Source organism: Salinivibrio sp. AR640 (assembly GCF_001995405.1).
GTDB classification, from domain to species: Bacteria; Pseudomonadota; Gammaproteobacteria; order Enterobacterales; family Vibrionaceae; genus Salinivibrio; species Salinivibrio costicola.
In genome coordinates this window covers 61,859-81,202 of sequence record NZ_MUFD01000010.1, presented here as the reverse complement: position 1 = coordinate 81,202, position 19,344 = coordinate 61,859, and the positions used below count along the sequence as shown (strand labels likewise).

At 50.4% G+C, this 19,344-nt stretch carries 23 protein-coding genes; 2 read left to right on the top strand and 21 right to left on the bottom strand.

The window, feature by feature from the left end:
• Positions 1-2: 2 nt before the first annotated feature.
• Positions 3-671 carry a heme exporter protein CcmB gene (gene ccmB, locus BZG75_RS07300; RefSeq protein ID WP_077460320.1) on the bottom strand — a complete coding sequence of 223 codons (669 nt, stop codon included), beginning with the start codon at positions 669-671 and terminating at the stop codon, positions 3-5.
• On the bottom strand, positions 668-1,285 hold the full coding sequence (ccmA, locus tag BZG75_RS07295; protein WP_077576587.1) for a cytochrome c biogenesis heme-transporting ATPase CcmA: 618 nt from the start codon (positions 1,283-1,285) through the stop codon (positions 668-670). Before ccmA ends, ccmB begins: the two co-directional genes overlap by 4 nt.
• A gap of 121 nt (positions 1,286-1,406) precedes the next feature.
• Here ccmA and BZG75_RS07290 point away from each other — a divergent pair, with 121 nt between their 5' ends.
• Positions 1,407-2,210: a hypothetical protein gene (locus tag BZG75_RS07290; RefSeq protein WP_077576586.1), complete on the top strand. Its 804-nt coding sequence runs from the start codon at positions 1,407-1,409 to the stop codon at positions 2,208-2,210.
• Positions 2,210-2,536, top strand: coding sequence for an EscU/YscU/HrcU family type III secretion system export apparatus switch protein (locus tag BZG75_RS07285; protein WP_021023083.1), 327 nt, complete (start codon positions 2,210-2,212; stop codon positions 2,534-2,536). Before BZG75_RS07290 ends, BZG75_RS07285 begins: the two co-directional genes overlap by 1 nt.
• 3 nt (positions 2,537-2,539) lie before the next feature.
• Here BZG75_RS07285 and BZG75_RS07280 read toward each other — a convergent pair whose 3' ends face one another.
• From BZG75_RS07280 to fliN, 19 genes are all read right to left on the bottom strand, one after another.
• On the bottom strand, positions 2,540-2,974 hold the full coding sequence (locus BZG75_RS07280; RefSeq protein WP_021023082.1) for a DUF2802 domain-containing protein: 435 nt from the start codon (positions 2,972-2,974) through the stop codon (positions 2,540-2,542).
• A complete protein-coding gene (locus BZG75_RS07275) occupies positions 2,974-3,462 on the bottom strand; it encodes a chemotaxis protein CheW (RefSeq protein WP_021023081.1) in 489 nt (162 codons plus the stop codon). The genes BZG75_RS07280 and BZG75_RS07275 overlap by 1 nt, the downstream gene beginning before the upstream one ends.
• Before the next feature lie 34 nt (positions 3,463-3,496).
• Entirely contained in the window at positions 3,497-3,910 is a 414-nt protein-coding gene (locus BZG75_RS15635; protein WP_338012830.1) for a chemotaxis protein CheW, read from the bottom strand.
• A complete protein-coding gene (locus BZG75_RS15545; protein WP_338012829.1) occupies positions 3,874-4,668 on the bottom strand; it encodes a hypothetical protein in 795 nt (264 codons plus the stop codon). Before BZG75_RS15545 ends, BZG75_RS15635 begins: the two co-directional genes overlap by 37 nt.
• Complete coding sequence (locus BZG75_RS07265) at positions 4,655-5,437, bottom strand: ParA family protein (protein ID WP_077460316.1); 783 nt, start codon at positions 5,435-5,437, stop codon at positions 4,655-4,657. The genes BZG75_RS15545 and BZG75_RS07265 overlap by 14 nt, the downstream gene beginning before the upstream one ends.
• A gap of 10 nt (positions 5,438-5,447) precedes the next feature.
• Complete coding sequence (locus tag BZG75_RS07260; protein WP_021023078.1) at positions 5,448-6,584, bottom strand: protein-glutamate methylesterase/protein-glutamine glutaminase; 1,137 nt, start codon at positions 6,582-6,584, stop codon at positions 5,448-5,450.
• Between the two features lie 18 nt (positions 6,585-6,602).
• Complete coding sequence (locus tag BZG75_RS07255; protein WP_077576585.1) at positions 6,603-8,819, bottom strand: chemotaxis protein CheA; 2,217 nt, start codon at positions 8,817-8,819, stop codon at positions 6,603-6,605.
• A gap of 9 nt (positions 8,820-8,828) precedes the next feature.
• Complete coding sequence (locus tag BZG75_RS07250; protein WP_021023076.1) at positions 8,829-9,563, bottom strand: protein phosphatase CheZ; 735 nt, start codon at positions 9,561-9,563, stop codon at positions 8,829-8,831.
• Positions 9,564-9,594: 31 nt separating this feature from the next.
• Entirely contained in the window at positions 9,595-9,963 is a 369-nt protein-coding gene (gene cheY / locus BZG75_RS07245) for a chemotaxis response regulator CheY (RefSeq protein ID WP_037353866.1), read from the bottom strand.
• A 51-nt stretch (positions 9,964-10,014) separates the two neighbouring features.
• Positions 10,015-10,740: an RNA polymerase sigma factor FliA gene (locus BZG75_RS07240; RefSeq protein WP_021023074.1), complete on the bottom strand. Its 726-nt coding sequence runs from the start codon at positions 10,738-10,740 to the stop codon at positions 10,015-10,017.
• Positions 10,733-11,620, bottom strand: coding sequence for a MinD/ParA family protein (locus tag BZG75_RS07235; protein WP_021023073.1), 888 nt, complete (start codon positions 11,618-11,620; stop codon positions 10,733-10,735). The genes BZG75_RS07240 and BZG75_RS07235 overlap by 8 nt, the downstream gene beginning before the upstream one ends.
• Complete coding sequence (gene flhF / locus BZG75_RS07230) at positions 11,613-13,151, bottom strand: flagellar biosynthesis protein FlhF (RefSeq protein WP_077576584.1); 1,539 nt, start codon at positions 13,149-13,151, stop codon at positions 11,613-11,615. Before flhF ends, BZG75_RS07235 begins: the two co-directional genes overlap by 8 nt.
• A 25-nt stretch (positions 13,152-13,176) precedes the next feature.
• Positions 13,177-15,282 carry a flagellar biosynthesis protein FlhA gene (flhA, locus tag BZG75_RS07225; protein ID WP_021023071.1) on the bottom strand — a complete coding sequence of 702 codons (2,106 nt, stop codon included), beginning with the start codon at positions 15,280-15,282 and terminating at the stop codon, positions 13,177-13,179.
• Positions 15,283-15,476: 194 nt separating this feature from the next.
• Positions 15,477-16,613: a flagellar biosynthesis protein FlhB gene (gene flhB / locus BZG75_RS07220; RefSeq protein WP_077576583.1), complete on the bottom strand. Its 1,137-nt coding sequence runs from the start codon at positions 16,611-16,613 to the stop codon at positions 15,477-15,479.
• Positions 16,613-17,401, bottom strand: a complete 789-nt coding sequence (fliR, locus tag BZG75_RS07215; RefSeq protein ID WP_077576582.1) for a flagellar biosynthetic protein FliR — start codon at positions 17,399-17,401, stop codon at positions 16,613-16,615. The genes flhB and fliR overlap by 1 nt, the downstream gene beginning before the upstream one ends.
• 11 nt (positions 17,402-17,412) lie before the next feature.
• Entirely contained in the window at positions 17,413-17,682 is a 270-nt protein-coding gene (gene fliQ, locus BZG75_RS07210; RefSeq protein WP_021023068.1) for a flagellar biosynthesis protein FliQ, read from the bottom strand.
• An 11-nt stretch (positions 17,683-17,693) separates the two neighbouring features.
• Positions 17,694-18,533 (bottom strand): flagellar type III secretion system pore protein FliP, encoded by an 840-nt coding sequence (fliP, locus tag BZG75_RS07205; protein WP_077460311.1) that lies wholly within the window; start codon positions 18,531-18,533, stop codon positions 17,694-17,696.
• On the bottom strand, positions 18,530-18,922 hold the full coding sequence (fliO, locus tag BZG75_RS07200; protein WP_158009968.1) for a flagellar biosynthetic protein FliO: 393 nt from the start codon (positions 18,920-18,922) through the stop codon (positions 18,530-18,532). Before fliO ends, fliP begins: the two co-directional genes overlap by 4 nt.
• A gap of 1 nt (position 18,923) precedes the next feature.
• On the bottom strand, positions 18,924-19,322 hold the full coding sequence (fliN, locus tag BZG75_RS07195) for a flagellar motor switch protein FliN (protein WP_021023065.1): 399 nt from the start codon (positions 19,320-19,322) through the stop codon (positions 18,924-18,926).
• Between the last annotated feature and the right edge of the window lie 22 nt (positions 19,323-19,344).

Here is a 19,344-nt window from a genome sequence, read left to right as displayed (position 1 = left end):
AATTAATTCACGCTCACACGCAACGCGGCGGCGATAGCAAATGGCGCCAAGGTGACCGATCCCACCAACATGGCGCCAAGAATAGCCAGTTGCCCACTGATGTCTGCCCCTAATGCGGCCATATCAATCGCTGAGGTAGCAAAAATCAGTACAGGGATATAAAGAGGGAGGATCAATAGGCTCAACAAGACGCCGCCTTTACGTAACCCAACGGTCAGCGCCACGCCAATAGCGCCAACAAAACTCAGTGTTGGAGTCCCCAATAACAAGGTTAAGACCACCGCTTGGTAACTAGTGCTATCTAATGACAGCAACAACGCCAGTACCGGGCTCACAAGCAGCAAAGGCAACCCCGTTAACAACCAGTGTGCAATCACTTTGGCGATCACCAACACAGGTAAAGGGACAGGCATCAGCATCATCTGCTCTAATGAGCCGTCCAGGTAATCGTCGCGAAAAAGCCGCTCTAAGGATAATAATGCAGAGAGCAAGGCCGCGACCCAGATCACACCAGGAGCAATTTTCTGCAGTAATTGCGGGCCAGGCCCTACCCCTAATGGAAATAAGGTAATCACGATAATGAAAAACCATAATGGATTGAGACTGTCAGCAGGCTGACGGAAGGCCACTTTTAGCTCTCGGCGAATGGTCAACCACATGGCTTGGATCATTGGGCCCCCAAACGAATACGGCGCAGCAAAGGATGGTCGACAAACATATCTTGATGCGTGGTGAACAATACAATGCCACCTTGGTTCACATGCCGCTCGAACACAGCTTCAAGCACCTTCACGCCCTGTTTATCAATCGCAGTTAACGGCTCATCGAGAATCCACAATCGACGGTCGGTAAGCCACAAACGCGCCAATGCTACGCGTCGATTTTGACCCGCTGATAGTTGTCCAGCGGGAATATCTTCGCGCCCAGCCAGGCCGACTTTAGCCAAGGCTTGCCAAATCGCATCACTGTCATAGCGGCCATGCATTTGCATCGCATGAGAGAGATTCTCAAAGGCGGTTAGTTCGCGTTTCACCCCGGGGGTATGCCCTAAAAAGAGAAGATTACGATAAAACACGTCGCGCTGTTGGGTAATCGTCTGCTGCTGCCAACAGACCTCTCCGCTATCCGCTAAGCCTAGACCCGCGATAATACGTAATAGCGTGGTTTTGCCTGCCCCGTTTGGTCCCTCAACTTGAACAAGATCACCCGGAGACAGAGAGAATGTCAGCGCATCAAACAACACTCGATCATCACGAACACAGCACAGCTGTTTCACTTCCAACATGACAAATGTTGCATCCTGCTTTGTGTTACAAAAGTGGACGCATAGTATCACAATGGTCAAAATGACTGTTAGTTACCATAGGGTTGCAAAGTGTGACTCGCGTAAATAATTGTGAGAAACCATGAAGATTGGGCCAACGAATCCACAACAATGGGTGGAAAAACCAGCAGCGCTTGCAAGACCAATGACACGTCAGATAGACAGTCGTGCACTGACGCAGGCGCAATTTACGTTGCTAACCGGTCAGTCCCAGGCCTCTCTCTCCGGAGTGCTGGCTCAGTTACACCTATTGCCCGCGCTGACCGCCACTATCCAGCAACAGCCTGCCGCGACACAAACGCTGATGCAATCGTTACTATCATTGTGGACGTTATCGAGTCGCTCACACGACCTGAACCCGGATAAAATCGCCGAATGGCTGTCACAACGCCCCGCAGATAAATTAATGGCGACGTTACTGCGCCAATGGCTGACACCACAATCTGAAGGCGACGGTATGAAGGGCGTATTGCGATTAATGGCCGAACAGCGGGTCGCTGAATCGGCTCGCCCGGGAGAGTGGCAATGGGTGCTGCCCTTTTCCGACCCCCAGCAACCCCCTATTCGGGTAAACGCGCGTCGATGCGGGGCTCAAGATTCATCGGAGTCGGCACCAAACCTAAGCTGGCAAATTCGACTTTATCTTCCCGTTGGCCGCCAATTTATTCGTGCGGATGTCGACGTCTCAGATGTCGAGAATAAAATAACGCTAACCGCCCCGACACACGCACTCCAGCAGCGAATTTATCAAACGATTGATTGGCTTAATGACCGACTCGCTCAGCAAGCCATTACGATGAAGGTCGATGTTAGTGATAAAGTAGAAACCGTCACACCGAATACAGCCGAAGTGCCACCAGGGGCCGGCATTTCAGTGAGGGTATAATGATGAAAAGTGAGAAAGGTGGCAAAGGTAAGAAAGGTGAAAAACGTGCTATCGCGCTTGGATATGATGGTTATAACGCGCCGACGGTTCAAGCCAAAGCGTCTAACCAACTCGCGCATGAACTCATTGAAGCACTTAATGAACAAGGCTGCCTAATTCACGAAGATGCTCACCTGCTCGCGTGGCTAGAAAAGCTTGAAAAGGGGGATGAAATCCCGCCGATTCTTTACCAAGTGATAGCAGAGTTGATTGCTTATGCGTGGGTGTTGGAAGGAAAAACCCCACCAGGCTGGCACGAGCATAAGCCAATCAATACGCAGGTATAAAGACTAGCGTTGCTGATTGGCCGCTTGACGCTTACGTAAACTCAGTAAAAGCTCAGCCTCGGCTTTAGGGAGATCACATTCTTGCATCAGTTCATCCACATCGGCACCGAGGTCGACCATTTTGCTCGCACGGCTATATAAGCGGCTACCTGAATCGTGCATCTCCAGCTCGACGTGCTTTTCCAGTAGATCGTCGACATTGGCAGATAAATCCGCCAACTTTTTACCCATACCCATACTACCGGCACGCAATTCATTAAACTGCTTAGCAAGACTGTCATGGCGTTGACGCGCACTTTTTAGCACGGTTTCCATCGCCTGCAACTTGTTCTCTAATCGCTCCCGAGCGCGCTTTTCCGCGCCCAAGCGCCACAAAGTGACGATGGCAAACACCACCGTCACCACGACCGGCAACCAAGTAAGCAGCAGCTCAACCATTACAGCATGGCCATTTCATTCCACTCTTCATCGGTCAATAGCTTGTTGAGATCGACCAAGATAAGTAGTTCACCATTACGGTTACTTACGCCTTGAATAAACTTGGCGCTTTCTTCTGTACCGACGCTCGGCGTGGTATCAATTTCTGATGTTTTCAGATATACCACTTCGGCCACGCTGTCGACCATAATACCAATGACTTGGGTTTCTGCTTCAATAACAATCACACGCGTATTGTCTGTGACCTCGGCAGAGGCTAAACCAAAGCGAGAGCGTGTGTCGATCACTGTCACGACGTTACCACGCAGATTAATGATACCCAATACATAGTCAGGGGCGCCAGGGACCGGTGCAATTTCGGTATACCGTAATACCTCACGCACCTGCATTACGTTGATGCCGTAGGTCTCTTCTTCAAGCTGAAAAGTAACCCACTGCAATACTTCGTCATTGACGCCTTCTTTTTGAATTTCAGCTACCTGAGACATTAATTTTCCTCTTTACGCGCTGTGTAACTAGTTATTACGCCATCGCTTTGGCGTCAATCCCCTGATTTAACATAGCAATAAATGCTGGGACATGGATCAAAGCACACATTTTCTCTTTGACCATGCCCGCTAGCCAAGGCCTTTTTCCGGCTTGTTTTCGCCAGCGAATGGCTTTTCCACTGAGAGCTTGTGTGCCTAGGAGTTGATCACACGCCAACCCCCACTTACTGTCCCCCAGTATCACAATATAATTATAGTCGTCCCTGTGCTGATTATCTGCCAGTTTTTCTGGCATCACCCAACGAGCAGTATCAACGACATCAAGCTGTTGCTGCTTCTCTGTCTGCAATCCTAGATACCAATCTGGTCGTCCGATCAAACGATTACAGTCTCCGAGTTGATGAATACCACCTAATTCTGCAAGTGGCACGGCATAGGTAACGCCCATACTCTCAAAAAATAATACCTGAAACTCCGCTTCAGTTTCAGCATTTTCCCACTGTGTGGGAGGAATCTCTTCACCGGCTTGAGTGTCAACCTCGACGTCAACGTCCGCCTGTTGTGCTTGCTCCGTCCTGAACGCCTCATCAACACGCAGGTCTCGGTCTCGGTCTCGGTCTCGGTCTCGGTCTCGGTCTCGGTCTCGGTCTCGGTCTCGGTCTCGGTCTCGGTCTCGGTCTCGGTCTCGGTCTCGGTCTCGGTCTCGAATGCAGTCTCTACCTCAGGCACAGACTCGTCTACCGTAATCGCGTCTTTTTCTTGTAGGCCCCAATCAGCCATGGTGTAAGTGTCTACCACTGACTCAGAAGCTTCTTCAACCAAGGGTTCTGTTGTTTCAGTCGCAGTGTCTTGGGCGCGTTCAGTCTCTGTTTGCGTTGAGGTTTCCGCTTGCGCGTCGACTTCAGCTTCTTCATCAATTCTAAGCTGAGCTAACAAACGCTCAACTTCTGCCAGATCGCGCTCTGGCTCAGCATAAGCAACCGGATCGGGCTTCAACGGTGCAGCACTAGGTTGTGGCTTGGGCTGCAAGCGTGGCTGTGTCGGATCATTATCCTCGATCAATGAGGCAGACGACACCCGCGTCACGCCCAAATCGGGTGTGACGGATTGGGAATCGCTTTCCGAGCTGTCACCTAAGTCATCCAGTAGGGCTTCAAAATAGTCATCGAGCGCCTGACCACTGGAGAGGGTGTTATGCTTGTTCATCCTGTTCCAGTCGCTCCAAATAGGTTAATAGCGTTTTGTAAGCAAAGACACCGCGGCAGTTTTTGGCATAGAAAGACGCTGGCATATGTTTGAGGCTCGCATCTCGAAACTTGGTATCAATAGGAACGGCTGACGCCCACACTTGATCACTGTAGCGAATCTTTAACTCTTGCAATGTTTCTAACGAGGCGCGTGTTCGCTTGTCGTACATGGTAGGAATGATGGTGAGATTAAAGTTGGAGCTACGAGATTTTTGCATGATCTGTAACGTCCGCATCATTCGCTCCAGCCCTTTCATGGCCAAAAATTCAGTTTGTACAGGAATTAAAATTCGATGACTCGCCGCTAACGCATTAACCATCATCACACCTAGTATGGGCGGGCAATCAATTAATACATAGTCGTAGTCATCAGAGAGTGCGCTCAACGCCTTCTTTAATACCAGCCCCATGCCACCACGGTTACCCATGACACGATCCAACGTTGCCAGTGACATATGAGCGGGGATCAAATCTATGTTTTCATACTGGGTCTTTAAAATAATCGGTTTGACCGTGTCTTTATTCACGGTCTGTAATTGGAATAAATCAAACAAACTTGCCGGAAGCTGCTCCGAATCAAAATTCAAATACGTCGATAGTGAGGCGTGCGGGTCGGTGTCCACCAGCAGGACACGTTTCTTACGCTCGCTAATCAATCCTGCTAATGTCACTGTGGTGGTTGTCTTACCAACACCGCCCTTTTGGTTGGCGATACTCCAGACTATCAAGCCCCACTCCTTATTTTAAATTCAGCTCAACCAGTATGCGCTCGGCAATCCGGTCAAGTGGCAAGTCTTCCGATGAGATGCCCGCTTTGGCGACCGCTTGCGGCATGCCATAAACAACACAACTGTCTTCATCTTGCGCCCAGATCGTCGATCCCGCATTTTTGAGCATGCGTGCACCTTCTCGACCGTCCGCTCCCATGCCTGTTAGCACCATAGATAGGACTTTATCGCCATAGATTTTTGCCGCCGAGCCAAATGTCACATCCACACAGGGTTTGTAATTCATCCGCTCGCCGCCATCAAGAATTTTTAAACGTGCAGCACCCGGCCGACCATCTACCATCATTTGCATGCCACCAGGCGCAAGATAAGCATGACCCGGTTTGAGCATATCGCCATCTTTTGCCTCGGCCACGGTTACCTTACTCAGACCATTTAAACGCTGAGCAAATGCGGCGGTAAATGTCGCTGGCATATGCTGAATTAAGATAATGGGCAGTGGAAAGTTCGCTGGCAGTTTAGTCAGTACCTTTTGTAGCGCAACCGGTCCCCCCGTTGAGGTACCAATTGCCATTAATTGATAGCGCTTACCCGAAGCGGCAAATTTTGCCGGCGCTTTTGCTGAAGACGCCGTACCCGCGGTGGGTCTAGACACCGGACGTGCAGGCGCTCGCACCCCACCCGTCGGTGGTACGGTTTGCTCAGAGCCGGAAGCAGGTGACGGACGTGTAGCGCGACGCATGACCGGGCGCTTACGCGCGATCTCAAGCACGCGCTGCTGGAGTAAGTTCGTTGCCTCATCTCGATTACGCGCGATATCCTCAAACTTTTTGGGAAGAAAATCGAGTGCACCCGCTTCGAGTGCATCTAACGTCGCTTTTGCGCCATCGTGTGTTAGCGATGAGAACATCAAGATAGGTGTTGGCGTTTGCGCCATGATTTGGCGCACCGCTGAAATCCCGTCTAACACCGGCATTTCGACATCCATAGTGATCACGTCTGGCTTAAGTTGCGCGGTTTTTTCAACCGCTTCTTTGCCATTCACCGCACTATCAATCACCTCCATTCTTGGATCAGCGTTGATTATTTCACTCACGCGGCGACGGAAGAAACTTGAATCATCTACCACCAATACTTTTACTGCCATGGGCGTCCTTTTCTCTCATTAACCTGCGTAATGTTTCAACAGGTTGGGCACATCCAGAATCAGGGCGATATGACCATCACTGGTGATGGTTGCACCCGCCATACCCGGTGTACCTTGCAGCAATTCATCAAGCGGTTTAATCACCACTTCCTCTTGCCCAAATAGGGTATCTACAACAAAGGCAATACGTTGGTGAGCAATTTGTACAATCACCACATGCCCTTTGGTTTTATCAATCTCCGTTGCACGTTTACATAGCCAATCTTGCAAGAAGAAAATCGGGATCGCTTTATCTCGAACAATAAGCGTGAGCTGACCATCAACCGTGTTAGTTCGGGACATATCTAAACTGATGATCTCACTCACGTTGGACAGTGGGAAAGCAAACGGGTTGTCTCCCACACCAACCATGAGGGTTGGAAGAATCGCAAGGGTGAGCGGTACCTTGATTTCCAGCACTGTGCCTCGGCCCAGCTCAGAGTCGATATTGATCGAGCCATTCAGCTTAGTGATGCCCGTTTTAACTACATCCATCCCAACCCCACGGCCGGAAATGTCGGACACTTCTGTTTTGGTCGAAAAGCCTGGGGCAAAAATAAGATTATATGCCTCACTGTTGCTCAAGCGAGCGGCGGCTTCAGCATCCATCACCCCACGGTTAACCGCGATGCTTTTCAGCTTTTCTGCATCCATACCGCCACCATCATCGGCGATGGTCAGCAAGATATGATCCCCTTCCTGGGAGGCTTTTAAGGTAATGGTACCCACACGTGGTTTGCCTGCTTTTTCACGCTCATCAGGCATTTCAATGCCATGGTCAACCGAGTTACGCACCAAGTGGACCATAGGATCCGCCAAGGCTTCGACAAGGTTTTTGTCGAGATCGGTCTCTTCGCCCTGCATTTCCAAGACAATTTCTTTTTTCAAGCTGCGAGAAAGATCGCGGACAACACGAGGGAAACGACCAAAGACCTTTTTGATCGGTTGCATCCGCGTTTTCATCACCGCGCCTTGCAGATCCGCCGTGACCACATCCAAGTTGGTAACCGCTTTGGCCATGCTCTCATCATTGCTGCTTTGACCTAGGCTGACGAGTCGATTGCGCACTAACACAAGCTCGCCGACCATATTCATAATGCCGTCGAGCGTGGAGGTATTCACCCGAACGGTCTGCTCTTGCTGTGGTGCTGCAGGCGGTTTTTTCTCAGGCGCTTTCTCTACAGCGGCAGGCGCTTTTGCTCCTGCCCCCGCACTTTTAGGTGCTGCTTCTTTAGCGGGTTCTGGCTTGCTCGCTTTTTTAGCCGGCGCAGGATCCGGTTTGGGCTCAGGCTTAGCGTCGACTTTATCTGCATCGGCTTTCGCTCTTTCAGCATCTGCCGCTGGCCCCTTACCTCTACCATGCAAATCATCTAGCAGCTTTTCGAATTCATCATCGTCAATAAAATCATCACCACCCGATGAGGCGGGTTGGCTCGGTGCTGAAGCACTGTTTTCAGCTGCATCATCGCCTGGCTGCGGTGCGGCTGGGCCTTTACCAGAGCCATGCAGATCGTCAAGTAACTTTTCGAATTCATCGTCGGTGATATCACCGCTATCCGCTTCGGTGCTTTCCACCACTTCTGGCTTAGCGGGCGATGATTCATTTGAAGATGTCGGTGCTTTGCCTTCGCCATGAAGCTGATCGAGCAATTTATCGAATTCATCTTCGGTAATTTCATCAACAGAATCACCGCTTATCGCACCTTCGTCTTGTGCCGGTGTCGCATCGTTTTGCGGCTCTGGCTCAGCAGTTGGTTCGGGTTCTGGCTCCGGTTCTGGCTCTGCGGGTACTTCCTCGTCTTCGCTTGCCGGTTTGGCATAACGGTGAAGCGCTTCCAACAGTGTGGGATCTGCGATAACAGGCTCTTCACGATTTTGCACGGCAGAAAATTGGTCATTAACGGTATCCAATGCCTGCAAAATGGTGTCCATCACGTCGGACGTCAACTCACGGCCACGATTACGCAAATTATCAAAAACGTTTTCGGCACCATGGCAAGTGTCAACTAAGGCATTGAGGCCAAGAAAGCCTGCCCCACCTTTTACGGTATGGAACCCTCGGAAGATACTGTTCAATAAGTCTGCGTCATCAGGGGCACGCTCCAAATCGACCAATTGCTCAGACATTTGTTCGAGGATTTCCCCCGCTTCAATCAAAAAGTCCTGAAGGATTTCTTCATCCATCTCAAAGCTCATAGCGCACCTCTAAAAACCCAAACTCGATAATAAGTCGTCAACATCATCTTGGTTGTGAACCACGTCATCACGCTCTTCGGGATGAATCACAGGACCCTCAGGGGCTGATTTACTGGTGGTATCATCTGCTTGTGTTGCCGATGCTGCTTCGATTGCAGCGCTATCCATGCCAAACGCAGTCAGTATTTCAACCAGTTGCTGTTCCACTTCCTGCACTAATTCAATAACACGTCGAATTACCTGCCCCGTTAAGTCCTGAAAATCTTGTGCCATTAATATTTCAGTAAGGTGAGCATGCAGTTCTGTTGCCCCCCCCTCAACCTGAGTCAATAGACCCTCAATGCTGTGACACAATGGCTTAAACTCATCCAAGGCAATGTCGCCCCGCATCAAGCTGTTCCAATTAGGCCGTACCGCTTGCAGATTGTCTTGCAAATCACTGGCAATCGGCATGGTACGCTCGACCGCGTCCATGGTTTTGTTTGCCGCTAATTCGGTTTTCTGCATCACATACGTAAGCCGATCGCGAGCATCAGGTATATCGACATTCGCCAAATCACTTACTCTGGGATCCAAGCGAAAGTCAGTAATAGAATCATGTAATTGGCGGGTCAACTTACCCACTTCATTAAACAGCGGGTCACGCGCTTCTTTCGCTATCTCAGTCAGAAGCGTGTTAGCGTTATCTTGCTCTCCACTCTCAAGATACGCGACCAATTGTTTCGCTTGGTCCAGGTTGATCATGACGGTTCCTTTTTACTGTGCGCGTGACTGATTACATGCGCTCGAAGATCTTATCGAGCTTCTCTTTCAACGTTGCGGCAGTAAAAGGTTTTACAATGTAACCGTTCACGCCAGCTTGCGCGGCTTCTACAATCTGCTCACGTTTCGCTTCGGCGGTGATCATCAATATAGGAAGGTGCTTAAGTTCATCGTCTTTACGGATCTCTTTAAGCAGGTCAATCCCTTGCATGCCCGGCATATTCCAATCGGTCACGACAAAATCAATACCGCCTTTTTTAAGGATTGGCAGCGCGGTTAAGCCGTCATCTGCTTCAACGGTATTGTTGAAACCCAAGTCACGAAGAAGATTCTTTACGATACGGCGCATTGTTGAAAAATCATCAACAACGAGAATTTTCATGTTTTTATCCAAGGTTGCCTCCGGTGAGGTCTCGTTTTATTGTCGAAACAGTTACTCACTATGCCAAGCGGTTAGCTTGGCTCTCAAACGTTGCGTAGCCTGACTTTGAATCTGACAGACCCGGGATTCGCTGACCCCTATCACAGCGCCTATCTCTTTAAGGTTTAATTCCTCATCATAATAGAGAGATAGAACCAGTGCCTCTCTTTCAGGAAGACTTTTGATCGCGCCCGCTAATGCGGCCTTGAAACTATCTTCCGCAACGCCCTGAAAGGGAGTGTTGTCGTTACGGTGACTCTCCGTTGTGAATGCATCTTCAGAGACACCCAGATCATCCATACCGATTAAACGCCCACAGCTTACGTCGTTAAGCGCCTGATGGTATTGATCCAAACTCATATCGAGCTTTTCTGCCACCTCCACATCAGTTGGGTCTCGCCCTAGGGTTTTCTCTAACGATGCAATGCCATCACTGATCGTTCGACTCGCCTTATGGACAGACCGTGGAACCCAATCACCGCGGCGCATATCATCCAGCATAGCACCGCGAATACGAATACCAGCATAAGTTTCAAAACTTGCGCCCTTTGACGGGTCATAATTTTGCTGCGCCTCAAGAAGACCCACCATGCCAGCTTGGATTAAATCTTCTACTTGAACGCTCGGTGGTAAGCGCCCCATCAAATGATGCGCGATGCGCTTAACCAAACTCGAATAACGCTCAAGTACCGCTTGGCGATCTACCCCTACGCGGCTATACGTGAGCGCTTTATTCACGAACTAACTCTCCTGCGTCATCATTTTTGATCAGCAATCGCTCAACGAAAAACTCCAGATGGCCTCCCGGATTACGTGGTACCGGCCATGTCAGCGCTTTATTTGCGAGCGCATTCATGGCTAATGATGCGGGGGAGCGAGGAAATGCGTCAATGACAACTTTTTGTTTTCTCACGGCTTGCCTCACCCTTTCGTCCACGGGAATACATGCTACTAATTCTAGATTAGCATTGAGAAAACGTTCAGTGACTCGCGTTAATTTTGTGAACAAGTCTCGCCCTTCACGGTAGCTTCTGACCATATTTGCGACAACTTTGAAGCGCGTCACCCCGTGTTCTCGGCTTAATAGTTTAATCAACGCATACGCATCAGTAATCGACGTGGGCTCATCACAGACCACAATGACGACATCTTGTGCCGCGCGCGAGAAGCTCAATACCATATCAGAAATACCCGCCGCCGTATCCACTAAGAGTACATCAACCTCTTCTTCGAGTGTACCAAAAGCACGAATTAAACCAGCATGTTGGGCGGGTGTCAGCTCTGTCATGCCTTGAAGGCCAGACGAAGCGGGGACGATTTTCATACCATGCGGCCCTTCCAGAATAATATCTTTGAGGTCACAGGCACCTTGGAGAACATGCGATAGGTTTTTACCCGCCCGCAATCCAAGTAATACGTCTACATTGGCGAGGCCAAGGTCGGCGTCAAGCACCATCACTTTTTTGCCCTGACGAGCCATGGACGCGGCCATCCCTAACGTAACGTTAGTTTTTCCTACGCCACCTTTCCCCCCGGTTACGGTAATAACCTTGGTACGTGACGGATTGGTTAAACGGCGAAGGCCGCTTGCTTGATCTTGCATGGTTGTCTCAATCATAAAAGTCCGCCCCATTCGACTCTGGGACATCGCTGCTCCAGAAGTGATTGTGCTGATCCGTGCCTGACTCCAACATTTCACTGGCTTTTACCACCAGAAATTGTCCCGTGGCTTGGCGGATATCTTCCGGCACACGTTGCCCATCGGCCAAGTAGGCCACAGGCAAGGCATTTTCGATGGTGACACACAATAATTCACCGAGGCTGAGCGACTCATCTAGCTTGGTCAGTACACATCCCGATAAAGGGATACGGCGAAAGTGTTCGATGGTTTCTTGCAATACGCGGCGCTGCGATGTCGCAGGCAACACCAGCAAGCTACGGATATGTGAGCCACTGTTTTGCATCAGGGTATCCAGTTGCTCCGACAACCGAAGATCACGCTGTCCCATTCCAGCGGTATCTAGCAATATCAAGCGTCTATGACGCAGTTGATAGAGGATATCGGCAAGCTCATCCGCATCTTTAGCGACTTTAACGGGACAGCCAAGGATTCGCCCATACGTGGCGAGTTGCTCATGGGCACCGATACGGAAGGTGTCCGTGGTGACTAAGGCAATATCCTCAGGGCCAAATTCCATCGCGGCGCGCGCGGCTAACTTAGCAATGGTGGTCGTTTTCCCCACCCCTGTAGGACCAAGCAAGGCAATCACGCCCCCGGTTTCTAGCATGTTCTCATCAACCGTAATCACTTGATCAGCCACCAAATCTAACAACGCTTGCCACGCCTCATTCGGCGGCGTTTCTTCTGGGATATAACACGCCAGTTGATCGGCCAGTTCAGAGGATAGCCCCATCCGCTCTAAGCGTTTGATTAGCATCGCTCTTAATGGCTCTCGACGTTCCACCTCTTGCCACATCAACCCCGATAACTGGTGTTCAAGTAAGCTTCGAATCGAGGCCATTTCTTGACGCATGGCATCAATTTCTTTATCCGAGGCTTGCGATTGCCGTCCTTCAAACCGAGACGAATCGAGCTGAGGTTTAGCGGGCGATGAACGGGGCGCTGGTGATGCATCTTGCCAACCTGAGCGACCATTGCTCTTTAACTGGCGACGAGGCTCATAGCCACGACCCAGTGCCGACTGACGCGCGTCAGTTGGAGGTTGGGAGCGCGAACCGTGACCTGATTGCTTTTGCTGACGCTGTAGCAAGGCAGTGAGCGAGTCAGCTTCGGTTTCGGGTTCAGTTGGCTGTGATTGTTCCCGATACTCATCAAGCATCGCAGAAAAGCGAGGCGGTCGCTTGCTTTGCCCATTTTGACGCGCGTGGCTTTGCTGACGCTGGCGCAATTGAACTTGATCATCAGCCAATTGCCGATGTGCCTGTGAATAGGCGTTTGCCGACTGCTGCTGCGCCTTAGGAGCAGGCTTATCCGGCATCGGCTCAGTGTCTGCATCCACAGCCGCGACAATCTCTACGCCACCTGTCACTTTTTTGTTAGACATGATAACGGCATCCGCGCCCAGCTCTTCTTTCACTTGGCTCAGCGCAGCTCTCATATCTTTTGCAAAAAAACGTTTTATTTTCAAAGCACGGCCCTACTCATAAACGAGGTTAATTGTTGCCAACCGCATTAACGATACGAATTTGTTTTTCGTCCGGTACTTCCTGGTAAGACAACACACGTAACGTCGGAATCGTATTCTTGACAAATTTTGCGAGCGTGGCTCTCAACACACCCGATGTCAGCAATACCGCAGGCTCACCTTGTAGTTCTTGCTGTTGAGTTGCTTCAGCCAGTGAAGACTGTAACCGCTCAGCAAGACCAGGTTCTATGCCTGTTGACTCCCCACCGGACGCCTGCATTGTTTTATGCAACATCTGTTCCAGTTCAGGAACAAGGGTGATAACCGGTAGCTCAGGCGCGCTGCCATTGATTTCTTGGACAATCAAGCGACGCAGAGCAATCCGCACTGCTGCCGTTAGGATGTCGGGATCTTGACTCTTTCCTGTGTACTCCGCCATGGTCTGCACAATGGTGCGGATATCACGGATAGGAATCGCTTCACTGAGCAAGTTCTGGAGCACTTTGACTAACACGCTCAGTGGGATCTGATCGGGAATAAGCCCTTCCACCAAACGAGGAACTTGTTTACCCAGCATATCTATCAAGTTCTGCGCTTCTTCATGGCCGAGTAGTCGCTCGGCATTATTGGTGAGCATTTGGCTCAGGTGTGTCGCCAGTACCGTTGCTGAATCAACCACTGTGTAGCCTAAGGCTTGCGCGTGCTCGCGCTGGCTCGGCTCTATCCAGACGGCCTCTAAGCCAAACGCCGGGTCTTGAGTCGGTTCACCGTCAATGGGTCCGAACACTTGGCCTGGATTAATTGCTAATTCATGTTGGGGGTGTACCTCTGCTTCACCGACCGCGACGCCCATTAACGTAATGCGGTAGTTATGCGGTGGTAACTCTAGGTTATCGCGAATGTGTACGGGCGGGATTAAAAAGCCAAAGTCTTGCGAGAGTTTTTTACGCACCCCTTTCACTCGATCTAACAATTCGCCCCCTTGGTCTCGGTCGACCATAGCGATGAGCCGATAGCCCACTTCGAGGCCAATGACATCAACCGGTTGAACATCATCCCAGGACAGTTCTTTTGGTGCCGGAGGGGCTGCATCAGGGACATCAGACTGCTCTGGCGCTTGTTGTGCTTTTTGATACTGCTGGTATTTCCAATATGCCAGCCCACCGCAAGCCAACGCCAAAAATAGAAAAGGCAGGTGTGGCATACCAGGCACCACGCCCATGATCGTCAGAATACCGGTGGCAATCATGAGGGCACGTGGATTATCAAACAGCTGGAACACCACCTGCTGTCCCATATCCTCATCGGTATTTTGACGCGTCACCATAATGGCGGCACCAATGGATAACAGCAATGAAGGGATTTGCGCGACAAGACCGTCACCAATGGTGAGCAAGGTATACACTTCTATCGCGTCTGAAAATCCTAAATCATGTTGGCCCATACCGATAGACAGCCCACCAACAATGTTGATGAAAAGAATCAAGATCCCGGCAATCGCATCGCCTTTAACAAATTTGGACGCACCATCCATCGAGCCATAGAAGTCAGCCTCTTGCGTCACTTCTTGGCGCCGAGCACGCGCTTGCTCTTGATCGATTAACCCTGCGTTCAAGTCGGCATCAATAGCCATTTGCTTACCGGGCAACGCATCCAGGGTAAAACGCGCCGTGACCTCGGAAATCCGGCCTGCGCCTTTGGTGACAACCATAAAGTTAATGATCATCAAAATCAGGAAGACGACCAGACCGACAGCGTAGTTGCCACCAATCACGACTGACCCAAATGCGCCAATGACCTGACCGGCTGCATCGGGACCCTCGTGACCATAAAGCAAAACCACTCGGGTAGAGGCAACGTTAAGTGCTAGTCTCATCAAGGTTGCAATTAACAACACCGCGGGGAAGGCAGCAAATTCAAGAGGGCGGCGGGTATAAATGGTGACCAGCAATACAATCAACGACAAGGCAATATTGAAAGAAAACATTAAGTCGAGCAGCATCGGCGGTACAGGCAGCACCACCATCGCTAAGGTGGCCAATACCAGTACCGGTGCGCCGATCGCCGGCATCGCACCCAAGCGGTGGTAAGGTACCTTGTCAGAAAATGGCAATCGCCACTTGGCTTTTAACATGTCAGGCGTTCAAGTCCATGATTGGTGAACGTGGGCCACTTGCCACGCGGAAATAAAACGAGAGTGCAAGGCAAGCAATTTTTACGCCAGAAAAAGCGGATAATGTGTCAGCTTTTTGGCGCGTCTACCAGCCCAAAAACACCGACAAGCACCCCGATAGCGGGACTTCGTTCACGCGTACGATGACACCATGGTTAATCGTGTTTCAAATCGGTAGGGATGGGTAAGTAGGTGTCATCTGGGCGCGTGGGCCGCCGGCCTCGACCTTTTTTGTATTGCTTGAGCTGGAAGACATACGCTAACACCTGAGCAACGGCAGTAAACAAACCGTCTGGGATCTGCTGCTCTAGCTCGGTACTGAAATACAGCGCGCGTGCCAGTGGTGGTGCAGGTACAATGGCAACATCATATTCTGCTGCAATTTCACGAATCTTCAGTGCGGTAAAATCAGAGCCTTTGGCTATCACAACCGGCGCACTATCCATGTCGCTGTTGTAGCGTAACGCTACCGAGTAGTGCTCAGGGTTCGTCACCACAACATCAGCTTGAGGTACATCGGCCATCATCCGGCGTTGCGCCATTTCCCGTTGCAGCATGCGAATACGCCCTTTAACTTCAGGGCTACCTTCGGTCTCTTTGTGCTCATCTTTGACCTCTTGTTTAGTCATTTTCAGCTGCTCATTGTGTTGCCAAATTTGGAATGGCACATCAATCACCACCACCACCAGCAGTGAACAACAGACCAACAACACAAAGTCCAATAAAATGTTTAACGCGTGATAAAGATTGCTGGGGAAAGTGTCGATCGTCAGCTCAAAAAACTCTTCTAAGTTGATATAGACCAAATAGGTCGCAACGCCGGCGACGAGTAAGACTTTCAACACTGACTTCAACAGCTCGACGAGCCCTTGGGTACCAAACATACGCTTGAAGCCAGAAATCGGGCTCATTTTTGATAATTTGGGCCGCGCGGCTTCCCAAGAGAAGCTGACACCTCCCAAACCTGCTGCGCCGACGAGGCCGGAAATAAATAACACCACAAGGATCAAGCCTAGAGGCAGTATTAGATGCAGTAGCTCACCAACGACCACCAGCATCAGCTCTGAGCTATCGAAGATTTCAGCACGCGAAAGTGAAAACAAGCGCGTCATCAGCGCCATTAACGCTTCGCCCAACGCTTGTCCAAACCACATTAAACTGACGGCACCTACCACCAGAACAGCCACTGACGCTAGTTCTCTTGAGCGCGGTACTTGGCCCTTTTCCCGCGCCTGCTCCTGCCTTCGGGGTGTGGCGTCTTCTGTTCTTTCCTGACCGTCACTCTCTGCCATTAGTTAAACTCGCAATTCAGCCGGATAAGGGAGCAAATTTGATTGAGCCCGGTTTGCCAATGGTTGTTGTAGTGCGTCAACATACCGGACAGTAAGTACCAACTGATCAACAACCCCATCAACAATGCAAATGCAAAGCCAAGTGAGAAAATATTAAGTTGTGGCGCCGCTCGGGTCATCACACCAAAAGACAAATTGACCACCAACAAAGCAATGACACCTGCCAGCGACATACTCAATGCGACCTCGAACATGATCCCAAACCATGCTGCGAGGCTGCGATAATCTGCGGCCCCTATCATCTCGCCAATGGGGAGCGTCTCAAAGCTCATTACCACTAGGTTAAGCATTTTCAAGTGGCCATCGGTGGACAGAAATAACATAACGGCCAAGAAGAGATAAAACTGACCCAATAGTGGCGTGTTTTGACCGTTGGCTGGATCCACCATTGACGCAAAACCCAAACTTGATTGCATCCCCAAGATCTGGCCGAGGATGACGAAGGTTTGGGTAATGAACTGCGTGACTAGCCCCATCGCAACGCCAATCACGACTTGCTGCGCGAGCACCATAAATCCGGCAAATGACACTAACTCAATGTCCTCTGGCACCGCAGGAAGTGCAGGCATGACCGCAAAGGTAATCGCAAGAGAAAGGTATAAACGGATCCGGGTAGGCACGAAACGGGCACCAAAAAACGTCATCGCCATCATCATCGATGAGATGCGTGTAAACGGCCAAAAGTAGTTAGCCATCCAAGATAAAATCACCGAGGCCGGATATTCCATATGCCTTTCCGTCAGTACAGAATGGTTGGGATGTGATCAATCAAACGATAAAAATATTCCATCAACATCCGTGTCATCCAATGACCAAAAAACATCAGCGCAATAAACGTCGCAATTAAACGGGGAAGAAAACTGAGTGTCTGCTCGTTGATCGAGGTTGCCGCTTGGAATACAGCGACGATCAAACCGACTAACAAACCCGGCACGACAATCGCAGACACTAACAGTAGTACCAGGTAAAGCGCATCCTGGAACAGTTCAACAAACGCTTCCGGGGCCATTGCTGCCTCCTTTAGCCAAAACTGGCGGCGAGGGTAGAAAGGATCAAATTCCACCCATCAACCAACACGAAGAGCATTAATTTAAACGGTAATGACACTATCATGGGCGACAACATCATCATACCCATCGCCATCAATACCGACGCTACCACCAAGTCAATCACCAAAAACGGTAAGAACAGCATGAATCCAATTTGGAACGCGGTTTTCAGTTCTGATGTCACAAATGCGGGGATCAGTACGGTCATTGGCACCTGCTCTGGCTCGTCAACTTGAGCGCCCGACATATTGACAAAGGTTTCCAAATCTTTGACACGGGTTTGCCTAAGCATAAACTCTCGTAGTGGCACTTGCACCCGAGTGAAGGCCTCACGCGCTGTCATCTGCTCATTGATATACGGCTGTACCGCCTCTGTATTCATTTTATCGATCACCGGCGACATAATGAACAAGGTCAAAAACATGGCGATGCCAATAATGACTTGATTGGACGGCGTTTGCTGTAACCCCATCGCTTGGCGAAGGATCGCCATCACCACCACAATGCGGGTAAAGGACGTCATTAAAATGACGACCGCTGGCAAAAACCCCAACGCGGTCATCAGCGCTAAAATTTGTAAGGTCACTGAGTAGTCTTCGCTACCATCCGGATTGACTCGCATGGTCACCGCAGGGATCCCGCCTCCGGTATTGCGCTGCGTTTCCAGGCGAACCGCTTCACCGCTATCATTCAGTGACTCGGTTGTGATGCTTTCCTGGGCGGGCGTGGCTTCTTGCTCGGCGAAAGCAAACGGTGTCATCAAAGTGGCCACCACCAAAACCCAGACTGCCAATAGCGTGCGTATCGTCATTTTCGATTCAATAGTTGGCTAAGCTGATTTGCAAAGCGAGAGTGAGAGTCTGGCGAAGTCGGCGCTGTTGTGGGCACCGGATTATCTAGCGCTTTTAATAGCTGCACCTGAGAAGCTGTGACACCGATGACAAGTTGCTCTCCATGTACGTCCACAACTAATATCCGCTCTTTTTGGCCAATGGCTAATTGACTGACAATTTTGATCCCATTGCTTTGCTGCGCCAAACCCGGGAGCTTAAGCCGACGTAATAGCCACGCTAAGCCAAAGATTAATGCCAATACCAGCCCGAGAGACAACAGCATTGTCACTATGCTTACGTCTGGCGCCGCTGCCCAAGCGGGCATCGGCACCAACAATATTGCCCAAACGCGTCGGTTCACGATCATCTTATCGTAGCTTCTTAATTCGCTCAGTTTGACTGATGACATCGGTAAGACGAATACCAAATTTATCGTTAACCACCACCACTTCACCGTGGGCGATCAAGGTACCGTTCACCAGAACATCGAGCGATTCACCGGCGAGACGGTCGAGTTCAACCACCGAGCCTTGGTTAAGCTGGAGAAGATTCCGAATATTAATCTGGGTGTGTCCCACTTCCATCGAAATGGTCACCGGAATATCGAGAATCGCATCGAGCTTACGTTGTTCATCCGCGCCCAGTTGCTTCTCACTGTCGTCAGTGAGCTCATCCAATGGTGCCGCTTGTACGTCGTCTGATCCTTCCGAATCAGACTGCTCAGCCAGGGCAGCAGCCCAATCATCATCTACATCATTTTGATCCATGACGTCTTACCCCTGTTTACTG

What these genes read in the sequence shown, in the direction of transcription:
- ccmB (WP_077460320.1), bottom strand. Translation starts at nt 671, where the DNA reads ATGATCCAAGCCATGTGGTTGACCATTCGCCGAGAGCTAAAAGTGGCC.
- ccmA (WP_077576587.1), bottom strand. Translation starts at nt 1,285, where the DNA reads ATGTTGGAAGTGAAACAGCTGTGCTGTGTTCGTGATGATCGAGTGTTG.
- BZG75_RS07290 (WP_077576586.1), top strand. Translation starts at nt 1,407, where the DNA reads ATGAAGATTGGGCCAACGAATCCACAACAATGGGTGGAAAAACCAGCA.
- BZG75_RS07285 (WP_021023083.1), top strand. Translation starts at nt 2,210, where the DNA reads ATGATGAAAAGTGAGAAAGGTGGCAAAGGTAAGAAAGGTGAAAAACGT.
- BZG75_RS07280 (WP_021023082.1), bottom strand. Translation starts at nt 2,974, where the DNA reads ATGGTTGAGCTGCTGCTTACTTGGTTGCCGGTCGTGGTGACGGTGGTG.
- BZG75_RS07275 (WP_021023081.1), bottom strand. Translation starts at nt 3,462, where the DNA reads ATGTCTCAGGTAGCTGAAATTCAAAAAGAAGGCGTCAATGACGAAGTA.
- BZG75_RS15635 (WP_338012830.1), bottom strand. Translation starts at nt 3,910, where the DNA reads ATGGGCGTTACCTATGCCGTGCCACTTGCAGAATTAGGTGGTATTCAT.
- BZG75_RS15545 (WP_338012829.1), bottom strand. Translation starts at nt 4,668, where the DNA reads ATGAACAAGCATAACACCCTCTCCAGTGGTCAGGCGCTCGATGACTAT.
- BZG75_RS07260 (WP_021023078.1), bottom strand. Translation starts at nt 6,584, where the DNA reads ATGGCAGTAAAAGTATTGGTGGTAGATGATTCAAGTTTCTTCCGTCGC.
- BZG75_RS07255 (WP_077576585.1), bottom strand. Translation starts at nt 8,819, where the DNA reads ATGAGCTTTGAGATGGATGAAGAAATCCTTCAGGACTTTTTGATTGAA.
- BZG75_RS07250 (WP_021023076.1), bottom strand. Translation starts at nt 9,563, where the DNA reads ATGATCAACCTGGACCAAGCGAAACAATTGGTCGCGTATCTTGAGAGT.
- cheY (WP_037353866.1), bottom strand. Translation starts at nt 9,963, where the DNA reads ATGAAAATTCTCGTTGTTGATGATTTTTCAACAATGCGCCGTATCGTA.
- BZG75_RS07235 (WP_021023073.1), bottom strand. Translation starts at nt 11,620, where the DNA reads ATGATTGAGACAACCATGCAAGATCAAGCAAGCGGCCTTCGCCGTTTA.
- flhA (WP_021023071.1), bottom strand. Translation starts at nt 15,282, where the DNA reads ATGTTAAAAGCCAAGTGGCGATTGCCATTTTCTGACAAGGTACCTTAC.
- flhB (WP_077576583.1), bottom strand. Translation starts at nt 16,613, where the DNA reads ATGGCAGAGAGTGACGGTCAGGAAAGAACAGAAGACGCCACACCCCGA.
- fliR (WP_077576582.1), bottom strand. Translation starts at nt 17,401, where the DNA reads ATGGAATATCCGGCCTCGGTGATTTTATCTTGGATGGCTAACTACTTT.
- fliQ (WP_021023068.1), bottom strand. Translation starts at nt 17,682, where the DNA reads ATGGCCCCGGAAGCGTTTGTTGAACTGTTCCAGGATGCGCTTTACCTG.
- fliP (WP_077460311.1), bottom strand. Translation starts at nt 18,533, where the DNA reads ATGACGATACGCACGCTATTGGCAGTCTGGGTTTTGGTGGTGGCCACT.
- fliO (WP_158009968.1), bottom strand. Translation starts at nt 18,922, where the DNA reads ATGATCGTGAACCGACGCGTTTGGGCAATATTGTTGGTGCCGATGCCC.
- fliN (WP_021023065.1), bottom strand. Translation starts at nt 19,322, where the DNA reads ATGGATCAAAATGATGTAGATGATGATTGGGCTGCTGCCCTGGCTGAG.